Below are 17,177 nucleotides of genomic sequence, written 5' to 3' on the forward strand. Positions count from 1 at the left end.
GCGATGCGTACGTGCAGCTCGCGCAGCAACTGGGGTTGAGCGGGGTGCGGTTCGTGCCGGTGTCGGCGCTCAAGGGCGACAACATCGTGCGGGCGAGCGAGCGCATGCCGTGGTACGCGGGCGAGGCTTTGCTGGACGTGCTCGAGGCATTGCCGGTGGCGCCGCCCACGGGCGAGGCGCTGCGTTTTCCGGTGCAGTGGGTGGCACGCCAGGACGGCGCAAGCGCGGACGACTTCCGCGGCTACATGGGCCGGGTGGAAGCGGGCGAGGTGCGCGTGGGCGACGTGGTGACGGTGCTGCCGGCGGGGCGCGAGGCGACGGTGGCGGAGATCGTGGCGCCGGTGGTGGGCGGCACGGCGGCGGTGACGCGCGCGTTCGCGGGGCAGACGGTGACGATCCGGCTGACGGAGGATGTGGATGTCTCGCGCGGCGATACGTTCGTGGCGGCGCAGCGTGCGCCGCAGCCGGCGAAGAAGCTGGAGGCGGACTTGTGCTGGTTCGACGAGGAGCCGCTATCGACGCAGCGCAAGTATCTGCTCAAGCAGACGACGAACACGGTGTTCGCGCGCGTGGGGGCGGTCAACGAGGTGCTCGACGTGCATACGCTCGCGCATACGAGCGAGCGGCATGCGCTGACGATGAACGACATCGGACGGGTGTCGCTGACGCTGCAAAAGCCGGTGGTGTGCGACGTGTATGACGAGCAGCCGGCGACGGGCGCGTTCGTGCTCATCGACGAGGCCACGCATCATACGGTGGCTGCCGGCATGATTCGTGCATACTCTGCCTGACGCGGCCTGAGACCCACCAAGCAAGCGACAGACGGCCGCATGAACTCGAACGGGACGGATGGCGTATGGGCAAGGTGTACTTGATCGGTGCGGGGCCAGGGGCGGCGGACCTCATTACGGTGCGTGGTGCCCGTTTATTGGGCATGGCGGACGTGGTGCTGCACGACGCGCTGGTCGAACCCGAAATGCTCGAATACGCGCCGACGGCCCGCAAGATCGCTGTCGGCAAGCGCTGCGGTCGGCGCTCGACGGCGCAGCAGTTCATCAATAAGCAAATCGTCGATGCCGCGCTGACGCACGAGTTCGTCGTGCGGCTGAAGGGTGGCGATCCGATGTTGTTTGGCCGCGCCGACGAGGAAATGCGAGCACTGGAGCAAGCCGGTATCGAGTACGAAGTGGTGCCGGGCATCACGGCGGCGCTCGCGGCCGCATCGGCCGTCAAGCGCTCGCTGACCTTGCGTGGCGTTTCGCGCAGTGTGGCGCTGGCCACGCGCAGCCGCGCACCGGATTCGCAGGAAATCCGCGAGCAGGTCAATGCGGATTCGCTGGTCTTCTACATGGGCCGCGACAGCGCGCCCGAGATCGCGCAGCAACTGATCGATGCGGGACGGGCTGCCGCGACGCCGGTCGCGATCGTGGAAGCTTGCAGTACCGCCCGCGAACGCACGCTGACACTGACGCTCGAAGCGCTCGCGGCGGGCGAAGCCCAGCAGTGGCTCGATCCGGCCCAGCCGAGCCTGCTGATGATCGGCGCGGCGTTCGCCGAGCGTGGGGCGCTGACACAGGACGCTAGCGGGCAAGGCTTGGTCGACGAACGGCCTGCGCGCGCTGCGGCCTAGCGTCCCCCTCTCGCGCCGGGCCTACGGTTCGACGCGCGCTTCAGAGCCGAGGAATGCGGTGCTGCCGCAGCAATTCTTCGGGGATCCGCAAAGCTTTACTCAGCTCGTGGTAATCCACCCCGAATATTCGGTGATGGACCGCTGCGGGAAAGTCGTCCCGCGCAACCGTGTTGCCGACGATATACATCTCGCGTATTCCCGCTCGCAGCGCTGCCTCTTCTCCTCCCGGCGTATCTTCGAATCCAACGAGTTCGTCAGGGGGCACCCCTAGCAACTCCGCTGCTTTGAGATAGCCTTCCGGTGCAGGCTTCTTCTGCTTCACGTCATCTCCGGTAACCGTGTAGCTGAATGCGTCGCGTGTCCCCGTCCAGTATTTCATCGCGTCCACGCTCTCTCCGGGACTGTTCGTCACTAGCGCGACCGGCCCATGGGTCCTGACGTGCGCGAAAAATTCGGGCGCTCCTCGCACCGGCTTTATTCCGTTCTTCCTGACGAGGTCTCGGAATATCTCGTCCTTCTTTTCGTAGAGCTTCAGTTCTTCCGTGGTCAGGTCGCGATTTTCTCGCTTACGGATCTCGCGGATGACGATCTCTTCGTCGCTGCCGTGGAAGTGATTCGGCTCGTCGGCTTCGACCTTGATATTGAAACACTGATCGAAGAAGATGCACCACGCTTGAGCGTGCACAGGCGCACTGTCGAAGACCGTACCGTCACCATCCGTTACCGATGCAAATCGGCTGTCGCGGCCGTCGTCCGAGAACGTAGCTCGCGCAAGGCGCGGCGCGTCGCCGGGTTGCGAGAGGCGCATAGCCCGCAAATGGCTCAGCGGGCCTTCCAACGGGTGGCCGAGGTGACTCTTGTGCAACCGACCGAGGTCCAGCGTATCGCTATCGGCACCGTCTGGCGACAGCCGAGCTGCTGCGTGGCGAGGCGTGTACGCACCTTGTGTATCTCCTGTGTCTCCAACTCTCATGTCAATCCTCCTGTCGAAGATTCGACCGCACGTTCGTCGCCCGTCACGTGGGTGGAGCGGGACTGCGACGGAGCGGCGCCTTATTACGATGCAATGCACCTGGAACGAGCGGATGTTAGGACCCTTCGTCTGATTCCAACGGAATGGAGGCGAAGGCCGGGGGGAGGAAACGAATTCTCGAAGGCTCAGGCGAGCAGTGCGCTTTCAGTGAGATGCGGCGAGGAAAGGCAGAAGATAAGGAGCTTTCGTGAAAGCGAGCGAGGCACCCGGCTCGTCAGCGTTGACCCTATCGCTGATCGCGTACGCCGATCTGCCGTTGGCAGTACGCGGCGAGCGCATCGAGCACCGCGTCGTCTTCGCCGACGGGTTGAGCGCAGCGAATCTCGACACCTGCGTGCGCGGCGCGGCATTGGTCGACGACAGCAGGCAGATCTCGCCGGATGTGCCCACCTATGCCGATGAACACTGGCACCACCGTCACCACCGTGCAGCCGGCCGCCACCTGCGCCGCGATGGCCGTTGACAGATCGGGCGTCATCAGTTCGAGGAATGCCAGGTCGACGCGCGCGTCGGGGCCCGCCAGCGCGCGCAGTTTCGCGGCGAGCCGTTCGAACGGCTCGGCCCAGCGTGCGTCGCGCGCGCCGTGGCCGAAGAGAACGATGCCGTTGCGTACCGTCATCATGATGATCGCGCTCCGAACGTCAATGCCGATCGACCCACTTCAGCGCCACGAAGCCGAGCACGAGATAGATGAGCGCGGGCGTGGCGGCGGTCATCGGCGCGGGCCATGTGGTGAGCATGCCGATATGCGAAAAAAGCGTGTTGATGAGCTGGAAGCTCATGCCGAGCATGATGCCACCGAACACCTTCACACCGACCACACCCGCACGCGTATGCAGGTACGCGAACGGCAGCGACAGCACGAGCATGACGAGCACGGCAAACGGATAAAGCAGCTTCTTCCAGAGTGCGATGTCGTAGCGCTGAGTATCCTGCCGATTCTCGGTCAAATGCTGGATATACCGGAACAGGTTGAACATCGACATCCGGTCGGGCGCGATCAGCAGCACGGAGAGAATTTGCGGCGTGAGCTCCGAGCGCAGCGAGTATTCGGGCAGCGTCGTCTGCGCTGCGCGGTAGACGGGGTTCAGCGCGTCGGCGGGGTGGGCGTCGGGCGGCGCGATGCTCGTGAGCTCGGTATCGGTGACACCCTTGAGCAACCAATGCCCATTACCCTGGTAGCGGCCGCTTTGCGCGATACGTACGTTCGTCAGCCGAAACCCGGGATCGAACTCGTAAATGCGCACATTGCTGATCGACGAGTCGGGCATCAGCTCGCCCACGTTGACGAAGCGCGTGATGCGCTCGCCGTTCTCGCGTGCGCCGAGCGTGTCCTTGACCCAGACACCCGACGCGAAATTCGTCGATACGGCAGAGCCCAGCGCTTCGAGCCGGACGCGCTCGGATAATTGATCGGTATAGGGCCCGACGACTTCGCCGATAAAGTAGGTCAGCGCCACGATGGGAATGCCGATCTTGAGCAGCGACCGAAGCGCCTGCCCGGTCGCGAGACCCGAGACGCGGAAGATCGTGTACTCGGAGCTCGCGGCCATTTGCGCGAAGACATAGATCGCACTGATCAGCGCCGCCACCGGGATGATCTCGTAGAACCGCGACGGCGTTTGCAGCGCGACGCGCAGCACGGCATAACCGAACTTGTAATTGCCGTGCCCGACCGTGTTGAGCTCGTTGATCAGATCGAAAAAGAAAAAGAGCCCCGAGAACGCGAACAGGATGAAGATGAACGCGAGATAGATCTGGCGGGCGAAGTATTTTTCGTAGATGCGCATCGCGTCACGCTCCTGCCGTGCGCTTGAACAGCGCGCGAGAGATCAGCGGCCGGTTGCGCACGCGCAGCCAGAATACGATGACGACGAGCGCCGTCACGATCACATGCAGCCCGAGCAGGCCGACGACGAACGACATCCGGCCCTGTTCGACCCACGACTGCACGACGTTGAGCAGGTTCGAATAGGTCAGAAAGATCAGCACGGCCATGACGAGGTTGATCGTGCGCCCCCGACGCGGATTCTGATAGGCGAGCGGGATCCCGAGCAGCATCAGGTTGATGGCCATGAGCGGCAGCCCCGTGCGCCAGGCGAACTCGGCGAGATTCGTGTTGCTCGGGTGGCGCAGCAGCGCGAGCGTGGGCAGACCGGTTGTCGATGGTTTGTTGACGACCGGCTGTTGCGTGATCTTCACGCCATAGCGCTCGAATTCCATGATGCGGAAGTCCGGCTTGCCCGGCTCGCCGTCATAGCGGCGGCCATTGTCGAGCACGACGAATCGCGCGCCGTCTTTTTCGGTTTCGGTGTGACCTTGCTTCGAGACGACGACGCTCACTTTGCCGTTTTCGGTGCTCGTCACGAAGACATTCTCGACCTTCGCTTGGTCGGGCGTCATTTTTTCGACGAAAAAGACGCGATGGCTCGCGGGCGATTCGCGGAACTGGCCCGGCGCCAGCAGCGATACCTCGTCGCGCTGTTGAAAACGCGCGCGGATGAGCTTGTTTTGCGCGTTCGACCAGGGCCAGCCGACGTATGCGAAGAAGGCGATGAGCAGCAGCATCGGTGCCGCGAAGGTGGCGATCGGCTTGATGAAGCGCGTGAGGCTCACGCCGGAGGCGAGCCAGACCACCATTTCCGAATCGCGGTACCAGCGCGTCAGGACGAACAGGATCGAGACGAACAGCGTCACCACGAGCATCACGGCGAGATAGCCGATGACGGTGAGCCCGATCAGCACGAGAACGTCCTTCGGGTCCACTTCGCCCGAAGCGGCAAAGCCGACGATGCGGATCATCATCGTCGTCAGAAAGATGGTCAGCAGCACCATGAAAACGGCACCTGCCGTATATGCGAGCTCGCGCTGCAAGGAGCGTTCGAAGATCATTGTCGGCGAGAGATGGCGGGGGCGGAGAACGCGGACGGTGTGCGCCGCGGTCCGACGCCGCAAAAAAATAGCGGATAATTGCGGCTACTTTCCTTCAAAGCAGTAGCCGAATTTTATCCGAGGACGAGCGCGATGGACTTTAGCATAAAAGCCTGTGAGTGGACGAAAGGCACGACAAACGGTTTCCTGGCGGGCAAATCGGATTGCATCGTGCTGGGCGTCTTCGAGTCGCAAACCCTGAGTGGGGCGGCGCTCGAGATCGACACGGCCACCAAAGGGCTCGTCACGCGCATCGTCAAAGCCGGCGATATGCAGGGCAAGAGCGGCACGACCCTCTTTTTGCCGGAGGTTTCCGGCATCGGCGCATCGCGCGTGCTGCTGGTGGGGCTCGGAAAACAGGACGGCTTCGGGCAGAAAGCCTACGGCGACGCCGTGCGCGCCGCCTGGCGCGCCATTCTTGGCACGAAGATCGCCCATGTCACGTTCACGCTGACCCAGCTGCCGATCCAGGAGCGCGGCGGCGAGTGGGCCGTGAAAGCCGCCATCGTCGCGCTGCGGGCCGAAACCTATCAGTTCACGCAAATGAAGGGCAAGCCCGAGCCCGTCAAACGCAACCTCAAGCGCATCGTTTTCAGCGTCGATGCGCCGGACGAGAAGCTCGCCAAAGCCGCGGCCAAGGAAGGCGCCGCGCTGGCGAACGGCATGGACCTCGCCCGCGATCTCGGGAATCTGCCCGGTAACGTATGCACGCCGGCCTACCTCGCGCACACAGCGAAAAAGCTCGGCAAGGAATGGGATCTGAAGACCGAGATACTGGGCGTGAAGCAACTCGAGGCGCTCAAGATGGGCTCGATGCTGTCGGTCACGCGCGGCTCGGCCCAGCCGCCGCAATTCATCGTCATGCAGTATCAGGGCGCCGGCGCGAAGACGGCGCCGATCGTGCTCGTCGGCAAGGGGATCACGTTCGATAGCGGCGGCATATCGCTGAAGCCCGGCGAGGCCATGGACGAAATGAAGTACGACATGTGCGGCGCGGCCTCCGTTTTCGGGACGCTGCGTGCCGTTGCCGAACTCGGCCTGAAGCTGAACGTCGTCGGCATCGTGCCGGCCTGCGAGAACATGCCGAGCGGCACGGCCACGAAGCCGGGCGACATCGTCACGAGCATGTCGGGCCAGACGATCGAAGTCCTCAATACGGATGCCGAAGGCCGGCTCGTGCTCTGCGACGCCTTGACCTACGCGGAGCGCTTCAAGCCGGCGGCCGTCGTCGACATCGCCACGCTGACGGGAGCCTGTGTGATCGCACTCGGCCATCATATGAGCGGGCTCTTTTCGAAAGACGATGCGCTGGCCGGCGAGCTGCTCGATGCCGCGCGCGAGGCAGCGGATCCGGCCTGGCGCATGCCGCTCGACGAGGAGTATCAGGAGCAGCTCAAATCGAATTTCGCCGATGTCGCCAATATCGGCGGCCGCCCGGCGGGCAGCGTCACGGCGGCCTGCTTTCTGTCGCGCTTCACTTCGGCCTATCCGTGGGCGCACCTCGATATTGCCGGTACGGCATGGAAGAGCGGGGCGGCCAAGGGTTCGACGGGCCGGCCGGTGCCGTTGCTCACACAGTTCCTCATCGACCGCGCGGCGCAGTGATGGCGGCATGCATGTCCTCTTGCGCGACGAGGAGCCTGCGGTGACGCGCATCGACTTTCATACGAATGTCGGCGATTCGCTGCTCTACGCATGCCGGCTCGCCCGCAAGGCTTACGTGGCCGGTCAGCCCATCGTCGTGCTGGCCGACGCGGCGCGTCTGCGCGCATTCGACGAGCGGTTGTGGACCTTTTCGCCGCTCGACTTCGTGCCGCACTGCATGGCAGGTCAGCCGCTCGCCGAGCGTACGCCCGTGGTGCTCGCGACCGATCTCGAAGCGACGCCTCACCATCGCGTACTGCTCAATCTCGGTGCGACGGTGCCGCCGCAGTTCGCGCGCTTCGAGCGTCTGCTCGAAGTCGTCGGCAATGGCGAGGACGAGCTGCTCGCGGGCCGCGAGCGTTATCGCTTTTATCGCGACCGCGGCTATGCGCTCAACAACTACAAGCAGGGCGCCTGAGACGGCGCACTAGCGTTTGTCCGACACCCGCAAGGCCGGCATGCCATCGTGGCGCAAACGCCCGGGCCGTCGAGTCCAACGGGCCGATCCAAGAGAAAGGGAGACTCATCGTGACCGATCCCAAGCATCCCGAACATTCGAGCGATCCGGGCGATCCCGATTCGCTCCCCGTGCTGACCGACGTACTCGTGCCGGGGCGGCCGCCGATGCCGCGCCCCACGGCACAGCACGAGCCCGATGCCGCGACGCGGAGCGAGCCCTCGATGCACGAATCGGCGCGATCGTTCGCGACCACGGAGCAGCAGGCGGCACGCCGCCCGACGGAGTCGAGCACCGAAGCCGTTCGAGCCGCGCAGATCGAGGAGTTCGTCGAGCCGGCTGCCGCTGCACCATCGATATCCGCCGAAGCGCCGGCCGATACGCCGGTTGAAGCGCCGATCGAGGCATCGACCGCGGCAGAGCAACAGGCACAGGGAGAGCGGCAAGCCAAGGCAGAGCAAGACGCAACGGCGAAACAACAGGTAGAGGCCTCGGCGCCCCTATCGTCAGCCGCGCCTGCCGTCGAACTGCCTGCCGCGGAGGATTTGTCCGAACGCGATGCGGAGCAGCTCGCCGAGCGTCTGCGCGTGCGGTTTGCAGGCTATCTGCGCGAGGAAGGGCGAGCGGTCATCGAAGCGCGTTGCCGCGATGCCTTGCAGGAGCACACGAGCTGGCTCGTACGGCAAGTGACGCGTGAAGTCGCGCTCGCCCTCGAGGGGGAGGTGGTGGGCTGGGTGCGCGACGCGGTGCGCGAGGAACTCGCGGCGCATCGCGCGTCGCGCCGCCCGGGCGCGTAATCCGTGCCCGGCGTCAGCCCGTGACCGCGCCCTTGTTCGCGGGCCGCGCAAGCGCCGCGTACTTCGCCAGCACGCCCCGCGTGTAGCGCGGTGCCGGCTGCTTCCACGCCGCGCGGCGGCGCTCGAGTTCGGCATCGTCGACGTTCAGCTGCAAGAGCAGCTTATGTGCATCGATCGTGATCGAATCGCCCTCCTGAACGAACGCGATCGTGCCGCCTACGAATGCTTCGGGGGCGACGTGACCGACCACCATGCCCCAAGTCCCGCCCGAGAAACGGCCGTCGGTGATGAGCCCGACCGATTCGCCGAGGCCCTTGCCGATGAGCGCCGACGTGGGTGCCAGCATCTCGGGCATGCCGGGACCGCCTTGCGGGCCCAGATAGCGCAGCACGAGGACATCGCCGGGCCGGATCTGGTCGGCAAGAATCGCGGCCAGCGCGCTTTGCTCGTCGTCGAATACACGTGCAGGGCCCGTGATCGCAGGGTTCTTGAGACCGGTGATCTTCGCGACGGCCCCGTCGGTCGCGAGGTTGCCCTTCAGAATGGCGAGGTGGCCTTCTTTGTACAGCGCCTTGTCGATCGGGAAAATCACTTGCTGATCGGCACGCGGCACACTCGGCACGTCCTTCAGTTCTTCGGCGAGCGTCTTGCCGGTGATCGTGATGCAATCGCCATGCAGCAGGCCCGCGTCGAGCAGAATCTTCATGACTTGGGGTACGCCGCCCGCGCGATGCAGATCGGTCGCCACGTATTCGCCCGACGGCTTCAGATTGCAGATGACGGGCACGCGCTGGCGCACGCGCTCGAAATCGTCGATCGTCCATTCGACCTCGGCCGCATGCGCGATCGCAAGGTAGTGCAAGACCGCGTTCGTCGAGCCGCCCGTCGCCATGATGACGGCCACGGCGTTTTCGATCGACTTTTTCGTGATGATGTCGCGCGGCTTCAGATCCCGCTTGACCGCCTCGACCAGCACGCGGGCCGACTCAGCCGCGGACGTGACTTTTTCGTCGTCGGGGTTCGCCATCGTCGACGAGTAGAGCAGCGACATGCCGAGCGCCTCGAACGACGAACTCATCGTATTGGCCGTGTACATGCCGCCGCATGAACCGGTGCTCGGGCAGGCGTTTTGCTCGATGCCGTCGAAATCTTCCTGTGACATGCGTCCGGCCGTGAATTCGCCGACGGCCTCGAACGACGAGACGATCGTCAGATCCTTGCCTTTCCAATGGCCGGGGCGGATCGTGCCGCCGTAGACGTAGATACCGGGCACGTTCATGCGCGCGAGCGAGATCATGCCGCCCGGCATATTCTTGTCGCATCCGCCGATGACGACGACGCCATCCATCCACTGACCCTGCACGCACGTCTCGATGCAATCGGCGATGACTTCGCGCGAGACGAGCGAGTACTTCATGCCTTCGGTGCCCATCGACATGCCGTCGGAAATCGTCGGCGTACCGAATATCTGCGGGTTGGCGCCCGCGTCTTTCACGGCGCTCACGGCGGCATCGGCGAGGCGTTGCAGACCGGCGTTGCAAGGCGTGATGGTCGAATGGCCATTGGCGACGCCGATCATCGGCTTGTCGAAATCGTCCTTCTTGTAGCCGAGCGCGTAGTACATCGAGCGGTTCGGTGCGCGGGCAACGCCCTGCGTGATGTTTTGCGAGCGACGGTTGTAAGCCATGGGGACTCCGGGTTCGTTCGATTGCCTGTCAATGCCATGCACGCGAAGCCTGATCCGGGCCCATTGGCCGCATCGCGCTGCAGCCTCGCGTGGAGTCGCGCCAGAATGCCCTGACTCGATACGCGTGTCCAATATATTATTGAGGACTGATTAAGTCGAAAAACATATCAGACGATCGACGCCCTCAAAAAGGGAAGGGAGCTCTCCATGACGCCCGATCTGCGGCAATTGCGTTACTTCGTCGCCGTTGCCGAGGAGCGGCACTTCGGCCGTGCCGCCAAGCGGCTGGCGATGACCCAGCCGCCGCTTTCGCAGGCGATCCGCGCACTCGAGGAGGAACTCGGCGTCGCGCTTTTCGCGCGCACGAAGCGTACCGTCGAACTCACGCCCGTGGGCGCCGATCTGCTGCCGGAGGTGCGCAAGTTGCTGGCCGCGGCGGAGGGCCTGCGCCCACTCGCGCAAAGCCTGGCGCGGGGCGAGGCCGGTACGTTGGCACTGGCGTTCGTTTCGACGGCCGATTACGGCTTGTTGCCGCAGCTTTTGCGCGAATTCGCGGGGCGCTACCCCGGTGTGCGGCTGCAGCTTGCCGAAGCGACGAGCGATGTGCAAATCGACGAACTCGTGGCGGGCCGCATCGACGCAGGGCTCGTCATCGCACCTTTGCCGCCGCGACACGCGGCGGCGCTGACCTACCTTCCCGTCATGCGCGAGCCGCTCATCGCCGCGCTGCCCAGCACTGCCGCGCGGGTGCGCTCGCGCAATCGGCACGGCGAGCCGCCCGAGTGGGACGAGACACCGGTGACGCTCGCCGAGTTGGCCCAGTTGCCGCTCGTGATCTTCCCGCGTCGTTTGGCGCCGGGGTTTTATGACATCATTACGGGCTGCTACGGCGCCGCGGGGCTCACGCCGCGCATCGGCCAGGAAGCGATTCAGATGCAAACGATCGTCAGCCTCGTCTCGGCAGGCATGGGGGTGGCGCTCGTGCCGCAATCGTTGCGCAACTTGCGCCGCACCGGTGTTGTCTATCGGCCGCTGGCCGAGCGCGCGCCGATCGTCGAGACGGGGCTCGTCTGGCGCACGGCCGATGTCAGTCCCGTGCTGGCCGGGTTCCTGGATGTCGTGCAGGGCCACGCCGCGGCGCTGGCGGCGAAGGCCGGTGCGAACGCGTCGGCATGACCGTGGCATCGCGCCGCCGCCACAGGGGCGCGGGCCGCCCGTCGCGGTCCTACCCGTCAACCAACCGTTCTATGCCAATTAAGCCTATACGATGCTGATTCATCCCAACTTCGATCCGGTGGCGATCCATCTCGGACCGCTCGCCGTGCGCTGGTACGGCCTGATGTACCTCGTCGCGTTCACGATGGCGATCGTCGTCGGCCGGCTGCGCCTGCGGTTGCCGCATGTCGCCGCGCAAGGCTGGAACGTGCGCGATATCGACGACATGATGTTCTACGGTGTGCTCGGTACGATCGTCGGCGGGCGGCTCGGTTACGTGCTGTTTTACAAGCCCGACTACTACTTCATGCATCCGCTCGACATCTTTAAGGTCTGGCAGGGCGGCATGTCGTTTCACGGCGGTTTTCTCGGCGTCACCCTCGCGATGATGCTGTTCGCGTTCCAGCGCAAGCGCACCTGGCTGCAGGTGACGGATTTCGTCGCGCCGATGGTGCCCGCGGGGCTCGCTGCCGGCCGGCTCGGTAACTTCATCAACGGTGAGCTATGGGGCCGCGTGACCGATCCGAACGCGCCGTGGGCGATGCTGTTCCAGAACGCGACGGAAGACGATGCGCGTTGGCTCATCGCGCATCCCGAGCTCGCGGCGCGCTGGCATCTCGGCGAGATCTTCGCGAAGTACCACATGCTGCCGCGGCACCCGTCGGAGCTCTACGAGATCGCGCTCGAAGGCATCGCGCTCTTTTTCGTGCTCTGGTTTTTCTCGCGCAAGCCACGGCCCGTCGGTGCAACCTCCGCCGTGTTTCTGATGGGCTACGGGCTCGCCCGTTTCATCGTCGAGTTCGCGCGCGAGCCGGACGACTTCCTCGGGCTGCTGGCGCTCGGCATGTCGATGGGGCAGTGGCTCTCGCTGCCGATGATCGTCGTGGGCATCGTGCTGTTCGCGTGGTCGTACCGTCGCGCGGACAAGGCACCTGCCGCGCTTGCCCGCTGAGGCGCGGCAGCCCGCACGGCAGCGCTGGCTCGCGCCTGCGCAAGCCGGCAACGAGCGGGAACCGCGCCTACCGCGTCATTTGGACCGAACCCGATACATTCACGCTCACACGCGCCTTGCCGCCTTCGACGGGCAGCGGCGCCGCTTCCCCGGCTGGCGCCGCGGCCATCGCGCGCATGGCGAAGAGCGGCCTCGGCGGCGGCGCTTCCTGACCGATGCTGACCTGCCGTATCGTGTAGCCGTTGTAACCGAAGGCCTGCGCGGCCGATTCGGCCTGCTTGCGGAACGAGTCGATCGCCTGCCGGGTCAAGTGTTCGGCCGTCGTGCGCTGCGCTTCGGGCGACAATGAAAACGAAACATTGGCGACTTGCATCGACGTATTCATTTGCCCTGCAAGCTTCGACGCCGCAGCGAAATCGCGCGATTCGAGCACGACTTCCGTGCGTCCGCGCCAGGCGGAAATGCGGCCATTCCGATCGGTCGACGGATAGATCGAAAACGCGCCCGTATGTGCGCTGACGCCGGTCACGCTCTTTGCCTGCGCAAGCGCTGTGGCCGTGCGTTTGTTGAGGGCATCCGTCAATGAAGCCGCATCGGCCGCTTCCTGTTCGTAAAACAGCGTGATGTCGACGACATCCTGAGGCACTTCGTCGCTCGCCTGCGCGGATAGCGACAACACGCCGGCCGGCGCGCTCTCCGCGGACGGCGGCGTGGCCGCGCGCGCCGCCTCGGTTGCGAATGTGGCAACCGACGTCAGTGCGGCGGCGGCAACGAGCGTGAAAACAGTGGCGGTCGTTCTTGTCATCTCTCAGGTCCTTCTTCTTAGAAAAATCGATGGATGAGGCTCACGCCAGCCGTTCGGTGATGAAGCGCCATTCGGCTTCCGTGACGGGTGTGATCGACAGGCGGTTGCCTTTCGCCAGCACGCGCATGTCGGCGAGCTCGCGATGTCTGCGCAGCTCGGCGAGCGAAATGAGCGCTATTTTCTTGACGAACTCGACATCGACGAGCATCCAGCGCGGGGACTCGTGTGTCGATTTCGGATCGAAGTACACGCTTTTGGGGTCGAACTGCGTCGGATCGGGATAGGCGCCGGACACGACGCGCGCAATCCCCGCGATGCCGGGCTCGGGACAGCTCGAATGGTAAAAGAGCACGCCGTCGCCGAGCTGCATCGTATCGCGCATGAAGTTGCGCGCCTGATAGTTGCGTACGCCGGTCCAGGGGAGCGTGCGCGAGGGCGCGGTGGCGAGATCGTCGATACTCGCCTCGTCCGGTTCGGACTTCATCAGCCAATAGCGCATAGATCGATTGAATGCGTTCAACGGTGGATGAAACCAACAGGGCCCGGTAGTTTTGGCCTTCTCGCGCCGCAAATGAAAACGGCATCGGTCGAACCGATGCCGTCGAATAAAGTCCCCGCCTTGGCCGCTAGGCCGGCATCCTGAACCGGGAGTTCAGAATTGGTCGCAGTTAGCCGCACTTCGGGTACATCAGACAGAGTGACGCGCACACCCGTGCTGCAAATTTCCGCAACCGTGCACATGGCATTGGTTCAAGGAATTTATGACCTTGGCGAACCAGGCAGGGAAGCCGTAAAACTTGTGTAACGCTCAACATACCGAACAGTCACAACCACCGGTGCTCGAAGCGTTGTGCCTCATGCAACGGCTATCGCGCTTCGCTTTGCTCCAGCACCGCGCCAAGCTGTTCGTTCATTTGGCGCATTGTACGCCTGATTTCCTCGGCCGGGAATGCTTCCCCATGCCGGATACTTTCTTGCAGCTTGACCAGTTCCGACGCGAGCGAGAGGGCCGCCATGACCGCGATGCGATCAGTCCCGCGTACGCTGCTCACCGAGCGGACTTTCGTCATTTCGGCGTCCACGCGTGCAACGGCGTCGAGCAGTTGCGACTCGGCTTCGGGCGAGCAAGCAAGCCGGTACGTCTGCCCGAGAATCGTCGCTTCGATCTGCTTCGTCGTCATGCGTTTTCTCCCTGCTGAGCCGCCGCGTTCGCCGAATTGCCGTGCGGCGCTTCGCGCTCGCCCGGTTCGGCGAGCAGATCGAGCTGGTTATCGCCTTCGTACGGGCCCTTCGTGCGCGGCAGTTTTTCGAGAATGGCGTTCAGGCGCACCTGCGCATCGTCGATTTTGGCAAGCAATGTATCGCGCTCGACTTGCAAGGCATTGCGTTCGTCGCGCAGGAGTTCGAGCTCGGCGCGGGCCGAGTCGTTTTCCGCGCGCAATTGCGCAAGCTGCTCTTCGAGCGCGTGGCGGGCCTGCTGATGGCGTTCGTTGATCGCGATCAGCCGGCCGATGTTGTGTGACAGGGTTTCGAGTTCGGTGAGCATCTGCTGCGTCCTCTAAAGACTTGCGCATTTTAGCGCGGAATACGCGGGCGTCCGATCCTTGTCTCGTTTCGAGACGTAACAACATCCTGTCGATTTGTGCCGATGTTGCCGCCCGAGACGCCAAAACGGTCGATTCTTGACGCTCATGGGGCCCGCTCCTACACTTGCGGCACTTTGGTGCCCGCGCGTTCGTTTCCGATGCGCGCGGTTAAACGGGAAACAGGACCGTGCGGCGTTTCGCGCGTCAACCTGTGCTGCCCCCGCAACGGTAAGCGATGCGTCGTCCGCGTTCGTCGCGGCGAAATCGATCCGAAGCCACTGCGCGCCTTGGCGCGTGGGAAGGCGGATTCGAGAGCTCGTCAGCCCGGATACCGGCCAAAGGGGGAGCGCCGCTCCCGACGGCAACGCGAGGCTGCATCGCGTGTTTCGGGACGTGCTCATGACGGGGTGGCCTGCGGGGAAGCGGGCTGCCTGCCGATCCATGGGAATACCAACGATGTCCTTGTCCATGCTCCGCGCGGCGTGCGTTGCGTTCGCAGGCCTGCCGCTTGCCGCGCTCGCCCAAGCGGTCGCCGGCGATTCACCGTCGAATTCGACGACGGTTTCGCCTTCAGGTTCCATCGCGACTTCCGCGTCTGCCTCCTCCGATTCGACCCTTGGCAAGTTGGAGCCGATCGTCGTGACGGCGCGGCGTTCACCGCAGGCCCTCGCCGATGCGATCCCGCAAACCACGAGTTTTACGCGGCAAGATATCGAGGATTCGACGGCGATCGATCTGCCGGGGCTGCTCTCGCTCGCGCCGGGCGCGCAGCTCATTCGTAACGGCGGGCCCGGCAGCAATGCGTCGCTGACGTTGCGCGGCGGCTCGCCGACGCAATCGCTCGTGCTGATCGACGGGGTGCGCGTCGATTCGGTCAGTCTCTCGCAGGCGCAGATCGCTCAACTGCCGCTGTCCCAGATCGATCATGTGGAGGTCGTGAACGGGGACGTCTCCGCGCTTTATGGCTCGGGCGCGATGGGGGGCGTCGTGCAGGTCTTCACGAAAGACGGCGGCAATCACCCGCCGCGTTTTCATTTTTCGCTCGGCTACGGCAGCTATCGCACGCAAACGCAGGAAGCGGGTGTCGAGGGCGCATTGGACAAGGACGGCAAGACGACCTTCAGCTTCAATGTTTCGCGCTTCAAGAACGATGGCTTTTCGTCGATCGATCCGGCGCTCGCGCCGAATGCGAATCCCAATGCGAACGGTTATCTCAACGAGACGGTGTCGGCGGCGATCCGTCATCGGTTCAGCGACGAGTGGGATGCGGGCGTGCGCTTTTTTCAATCGAACGGCAACGCGAGTTTCGATAACCCGTTCGGAATGCCCACCGATCTCAACAACCTCTACAGCAAAGTGCGCGAGGTCTCCGTATTCGCGAACGGCAAGCTGACCGATCGGTGGACCACCCACTTCACCGTGGCGGAGGGCGACGATCGCAGTGTCGAAAAAACGAACGGCGTCTACGACAACCGCTTCGATACGAACAACCGCCAGTACACGTGGCAGAACGATTTCAAGCTGTCGCCGGACCATACGCTGCAGCTCGGCTACGAGCATCTCGATCAATCGCTCGAGTCGGATATCTTCGCCGCGCCCCCGCGGCGCGTCGATTCGGCGTTCGCGGGCTATACCGGCCGATTCGGCGCGAGCCGCATTCAGGCGAACGTTCGCCGCGATCAATATTCCGATTTCGGCGGCGCGAACACCTACTACCTCGGCTACGGATACGACATCACCGAGCACTGGGGGGCGCGCGTCAGCTATGCGAGTGCGTTCCGGGCCCCGAGCTTCGACGATCTCTACTACCCCGGCAGCGGCAATCGATCGATCAGACCCGAGCGCAGTCATGCTCTCGAGGCGGCGCTGCAGTATGCTTCCGATGCATTCGGCGTGGCGCGCCTTACCGCCTTCCAGACGAACTACAGCGACCTCATCAACTATGTGCCGACACAAGGCGGACTGTTCTATATCGCGAAGAACGTGGGGCGCGCGAAGGTGCAGGGCGTGGAGGCGTCGTGGCGGGGCCACATCGGCAAGACCGATATCCGGGCGGCGTTCACGGTGCAAAACCCTGTCGACGAAGATGCCCACGTCGATCTGAACCGGCGTGCGCGGCACTTCGCATCGTTTGCGGCGAACCGGAGCATCGGTGCATGGCGCGTCGGCGGCGAGTGGATCGTGAGCGGCGCGCGCAACGATAGCGGCACCGTCCTGGGCGGATATGGCGTCGTGAACCTCTCGGCGCGCTACCGCATCACGAAGGCCTGGTACGTGGCCGCGCAGATCGACAATCTTTTCGACAAGCACTATGAGCTCGCCTATACCTACAACACGCCGCGGCGCAGTGCGTTCATCACGCTCGGCTGGCAACAGCAGTAGCGCGCGTGCGTGCGCGAGCGGGGCGCTCATCGTGCTTTGGGCCGCTCGGCGGAGGCTC

At 64.2% G+C, this 17,177-nt stretch carries 16 protein-coding genes, 1 other RNA gene, 1 pseudogene and 1 riboswitch; of the genes and pseudogenes, 8 read left to right on the forward strand and 10 right to left on the reverse strand.

Annotated features, from left to right (window positions below):
* Window positions 1–791: pseudogene (locus GWC77_RS18345) on the forward strand (sulfate adenylyltransferase); the annotation flags it as partial.
* A 65-nt stretch (window positions 792–856) separates the two neighbouring features.
* Window positions 857–1,630: a uroporphyrinogen-III C-methyltransferase gene (cobA, locus tag GWC77_RS18350; RefSeq protein ID WP_173259319.1), complete on the forward strand. Its 774-nt coding sequence runs from the start codon at window positions 857–859 to the stop codon at window positions 1,628–1,630.
* A gap of 40 nt (window positions 1,631–1,670) precedes the next feature.
* Here cobA and GWC77_RS18355 read toward each other — a convergent pair whose 3' ends face one another.
* The 4 genes from GWC77_RS18355 to lptF form a co-directional block, all read right to left on the reverse strand.
* Entirely contained in the window at window positions 1,671–2,468 is a 798-nt protein-coding gene (locus GWC77_RS18355; protein WP_173259321.1) for an HAD family phosphatase, read from the reverse strand.
* Window positions 2,469–2,889: 421 nt separating this feature from the next.
* Entirely contained in the window at window positions 2,890–3,282 is a 393-nt protein-coding gene (locus GWC77_RS18360; protein ID WP_173259401.1) for a sirohydrochlorin chelatase, read from the reverse strand.
* A gap of 22 nt (window positions 3,283–3,304) precedes the next feature.
* Window positions 3,305–4,453, reverse strand: a complete 1,149-nt coding sequence (lptG, locus tag GWC77_RS18365) for an LPS export ABC transporter permease LptG (protein WP_173259323.1) — start codon at window positions 4,451–4,453, stop codon at window positions 3,305–3,307.
* Between the two features lie 4 nt (window positions 4,454–4,457).
* The gene (gene lptF / locus GWC77_RS18370; RefSeq protein WP_173259324.1) at window positions 4,458–5,555 is read right to left on the reverse strand and encodes an LPS export ABC transporter permease LptF; all 1,098 of its coding nucleotides are present in this window, start codon (window positions 5,553–5,555) and stop codon (window positions 4,458–4,460) included.
* Window positions 5,556–5,687: 132 nt separating this feature from the next.
* On the opposite strand from lptF, the gene GWC77_RS18375 reads away from it, so the two are divergent.
* From GWC77_RS18375 to GWC77_RS18385, 3 genes are all read left to right on the forward strand, one after another.
* Entirely contained in the window at window positions 5,688–7,199 is a 1,512-nt protein-coding gene (locus GWC77_RS18375) for a leucyl aminopeptidase (RefSeq protein WP_173259326.1), read from the forward strand.
* Window positions 7,200–7,239: 40 nt separating this feature from the next.
* Window positions 7,240–7,656, forward strand: a complete 417-nt coding sequence (locus GWC77_RS18380; protein WP_173259403.1) for a DNA polymerase III subunit chi — start codon at window positions 7,240–7,242, stop codon at window positions 7,654–7,656.
* 110 nt (window positions 7,657–7,766) lie between these two features.
* Window positions 7,767–8,492: a DUF2486 family protein gene (locus tag GWC77_RS18385; protein ID WP_367949063.1), complete on the forward strand. Its 726-nt coding sequence runs from the start codon at window positions 7,767–7,769 to the stop codon at window positions 8,490–8,492.
* 13 nt (window positions 8,493–8,505) lie between these two features.
* Here GWC77_RS18385 and ilvD read toward each other — a convergent pair whose 3' ends face one another.
* The gene (gene ilvD, locus GWC77_RS18390; protein ID WP_173259328.1) at window positions 8,506–10,179 is read right to left on the reverse strand and encodes a dihydroxy-acid dehydratase; all 1,674 of its coding nucleotides are present in this window, start codon (window positions 10,177–10,179) and stop codon (window positions 8,506–8,508) included.
* A gap of 207 nt (window positions 10,180–10,386) precedes the next feature.
* On the opposite strand from ilvD, the gene GWC77_RS18395 reads away from it, so the two are divergent.
* Window positions 10,387–11,355 carry a LysR substrate-binding domain-containing protein gene (locus tag GWC77_RS18395; RefSeq protein WP_173259330.1) on the forward strand — a complete coding sequence of 323 codons (969 nt, stop codon included), beginning with the start codon at window positions 10,387–10,389 and terminating at the stop codon, window positions 11,353–11,355.
* A gap of 91 nt (window positions 11,356–11,446) precedes the next feature.
* Complete coding sequence (gene lgt, locus GWC77_RS18400) at window positions 11,447–12,346, forward strand: prolipoprotein diacylglyceryl transferase (RefSeq protein WP_173259332.1); 900 nt, start codon at window positions 11,447–11,449, stop codon at window positions 12,344–12,346.
* A 67-nt stretch (window positions 12,347–12,413) separates the two neighbouring features.
* Here lgt and GWC77_RS18405 read toward each other — a convergent pair whose 3' ends face one another.
* The 5 genes from GWC77_RS18405 to GWC77_RS18425 form a co-directional block, all read right to left on the reverse strand.
* On the reverse strand, window positions 12,414–13,151 hold the full coding sequence (locus GWC77_RS18405; RefSeq protein WP_173259333.1) for an SIMPL domain-containing protein: 738 nt from the start codon (window positions 13,149–13,151) through the stop codon (window positions 12,414–12,416).
* Window positions 13,152–13,191: 40 nt separating this feature from the next.
* On the reverse strand, window positions 13,192–13,650 hold the full coding sequence (locus tag GWC77_RS18410; RefSeq protein WP_173259335.1) for an EVE domain-containing protein: 459 nt from the start codon (window positions 13,648–13,650) through the stop codon (window positions 13,192–13,194).
* Window positions 13,651–13,758: 108 nt separating this feature from the next.
* Window positions 13,759–13,940, reverse strand: a non-coding RNA gene (gene ssrS / locus GWC77_RS18415) — 6S RNA.
* 77 nt (window positions 13,941–14,017) lie between these two features.
* Window positions 14,018–14,332 carry a cell division protein ZapA gene (locus GWC77_RS18420; protein ID WP_173259337.1) on the reverse strand — a complete coding sequence of 105 codons (315 nt, stop codon included), beginning with the start codon at window positions 14,330–14,332 and terminating at the stop codon, window positions 14,018–14,020.
* Complete coding sequence (locus GWC77_RS18425; RefSeq protein WP_173259339.1) at window positions 14,329–14,697, reverse strand: ATPase; 369 nt, start codon at window positions 14,695–14,697, stop codon at window positions 14,329–14,331. Before GWC77_RS18425 ends, GWC77_RS18420 begins: the two co-directional genes overlap by 4 nt.
* A gap of 158 nt (window positions 14,698–14,855) precedes the next feature.
* A riboswitch (cobalamin riboswitch) is annotated at window positions 14,856–15,092 on the forward strand.
* A 101-nt stretch (window positions 15,093–15,193) separates the two neighbouring features.
* Between GWC77_RS18425 and GWC77_RS18430 the strand changes: the two genes are divergently transcribed.
* The gene (locus GWC77_RS18430) at window positions 15,194–17,119 is read left to right on the forward strand and encodes a TonB-dependent siderophore receptor (RefSeq protein ID WP_173259341.1); all 1,926 of its coding nucleotides are present in this window, start codon (window positions 15,194–15,196) and stop codon (window positions 17,117–17,119) included.
* Window positions 17,120–17,177: the final 58 nt, after the last annotated feature.

Source organism: Paraburkholderia sp. NMBU_R16, from assembly GCF_013282575.1.
Taxonomy (GTDB): domain Bacteria; phylum Pseudomonadota; class Gammaproteobacteria; order Burkholderiales; family Burkholderiaceae; genus Trinickia.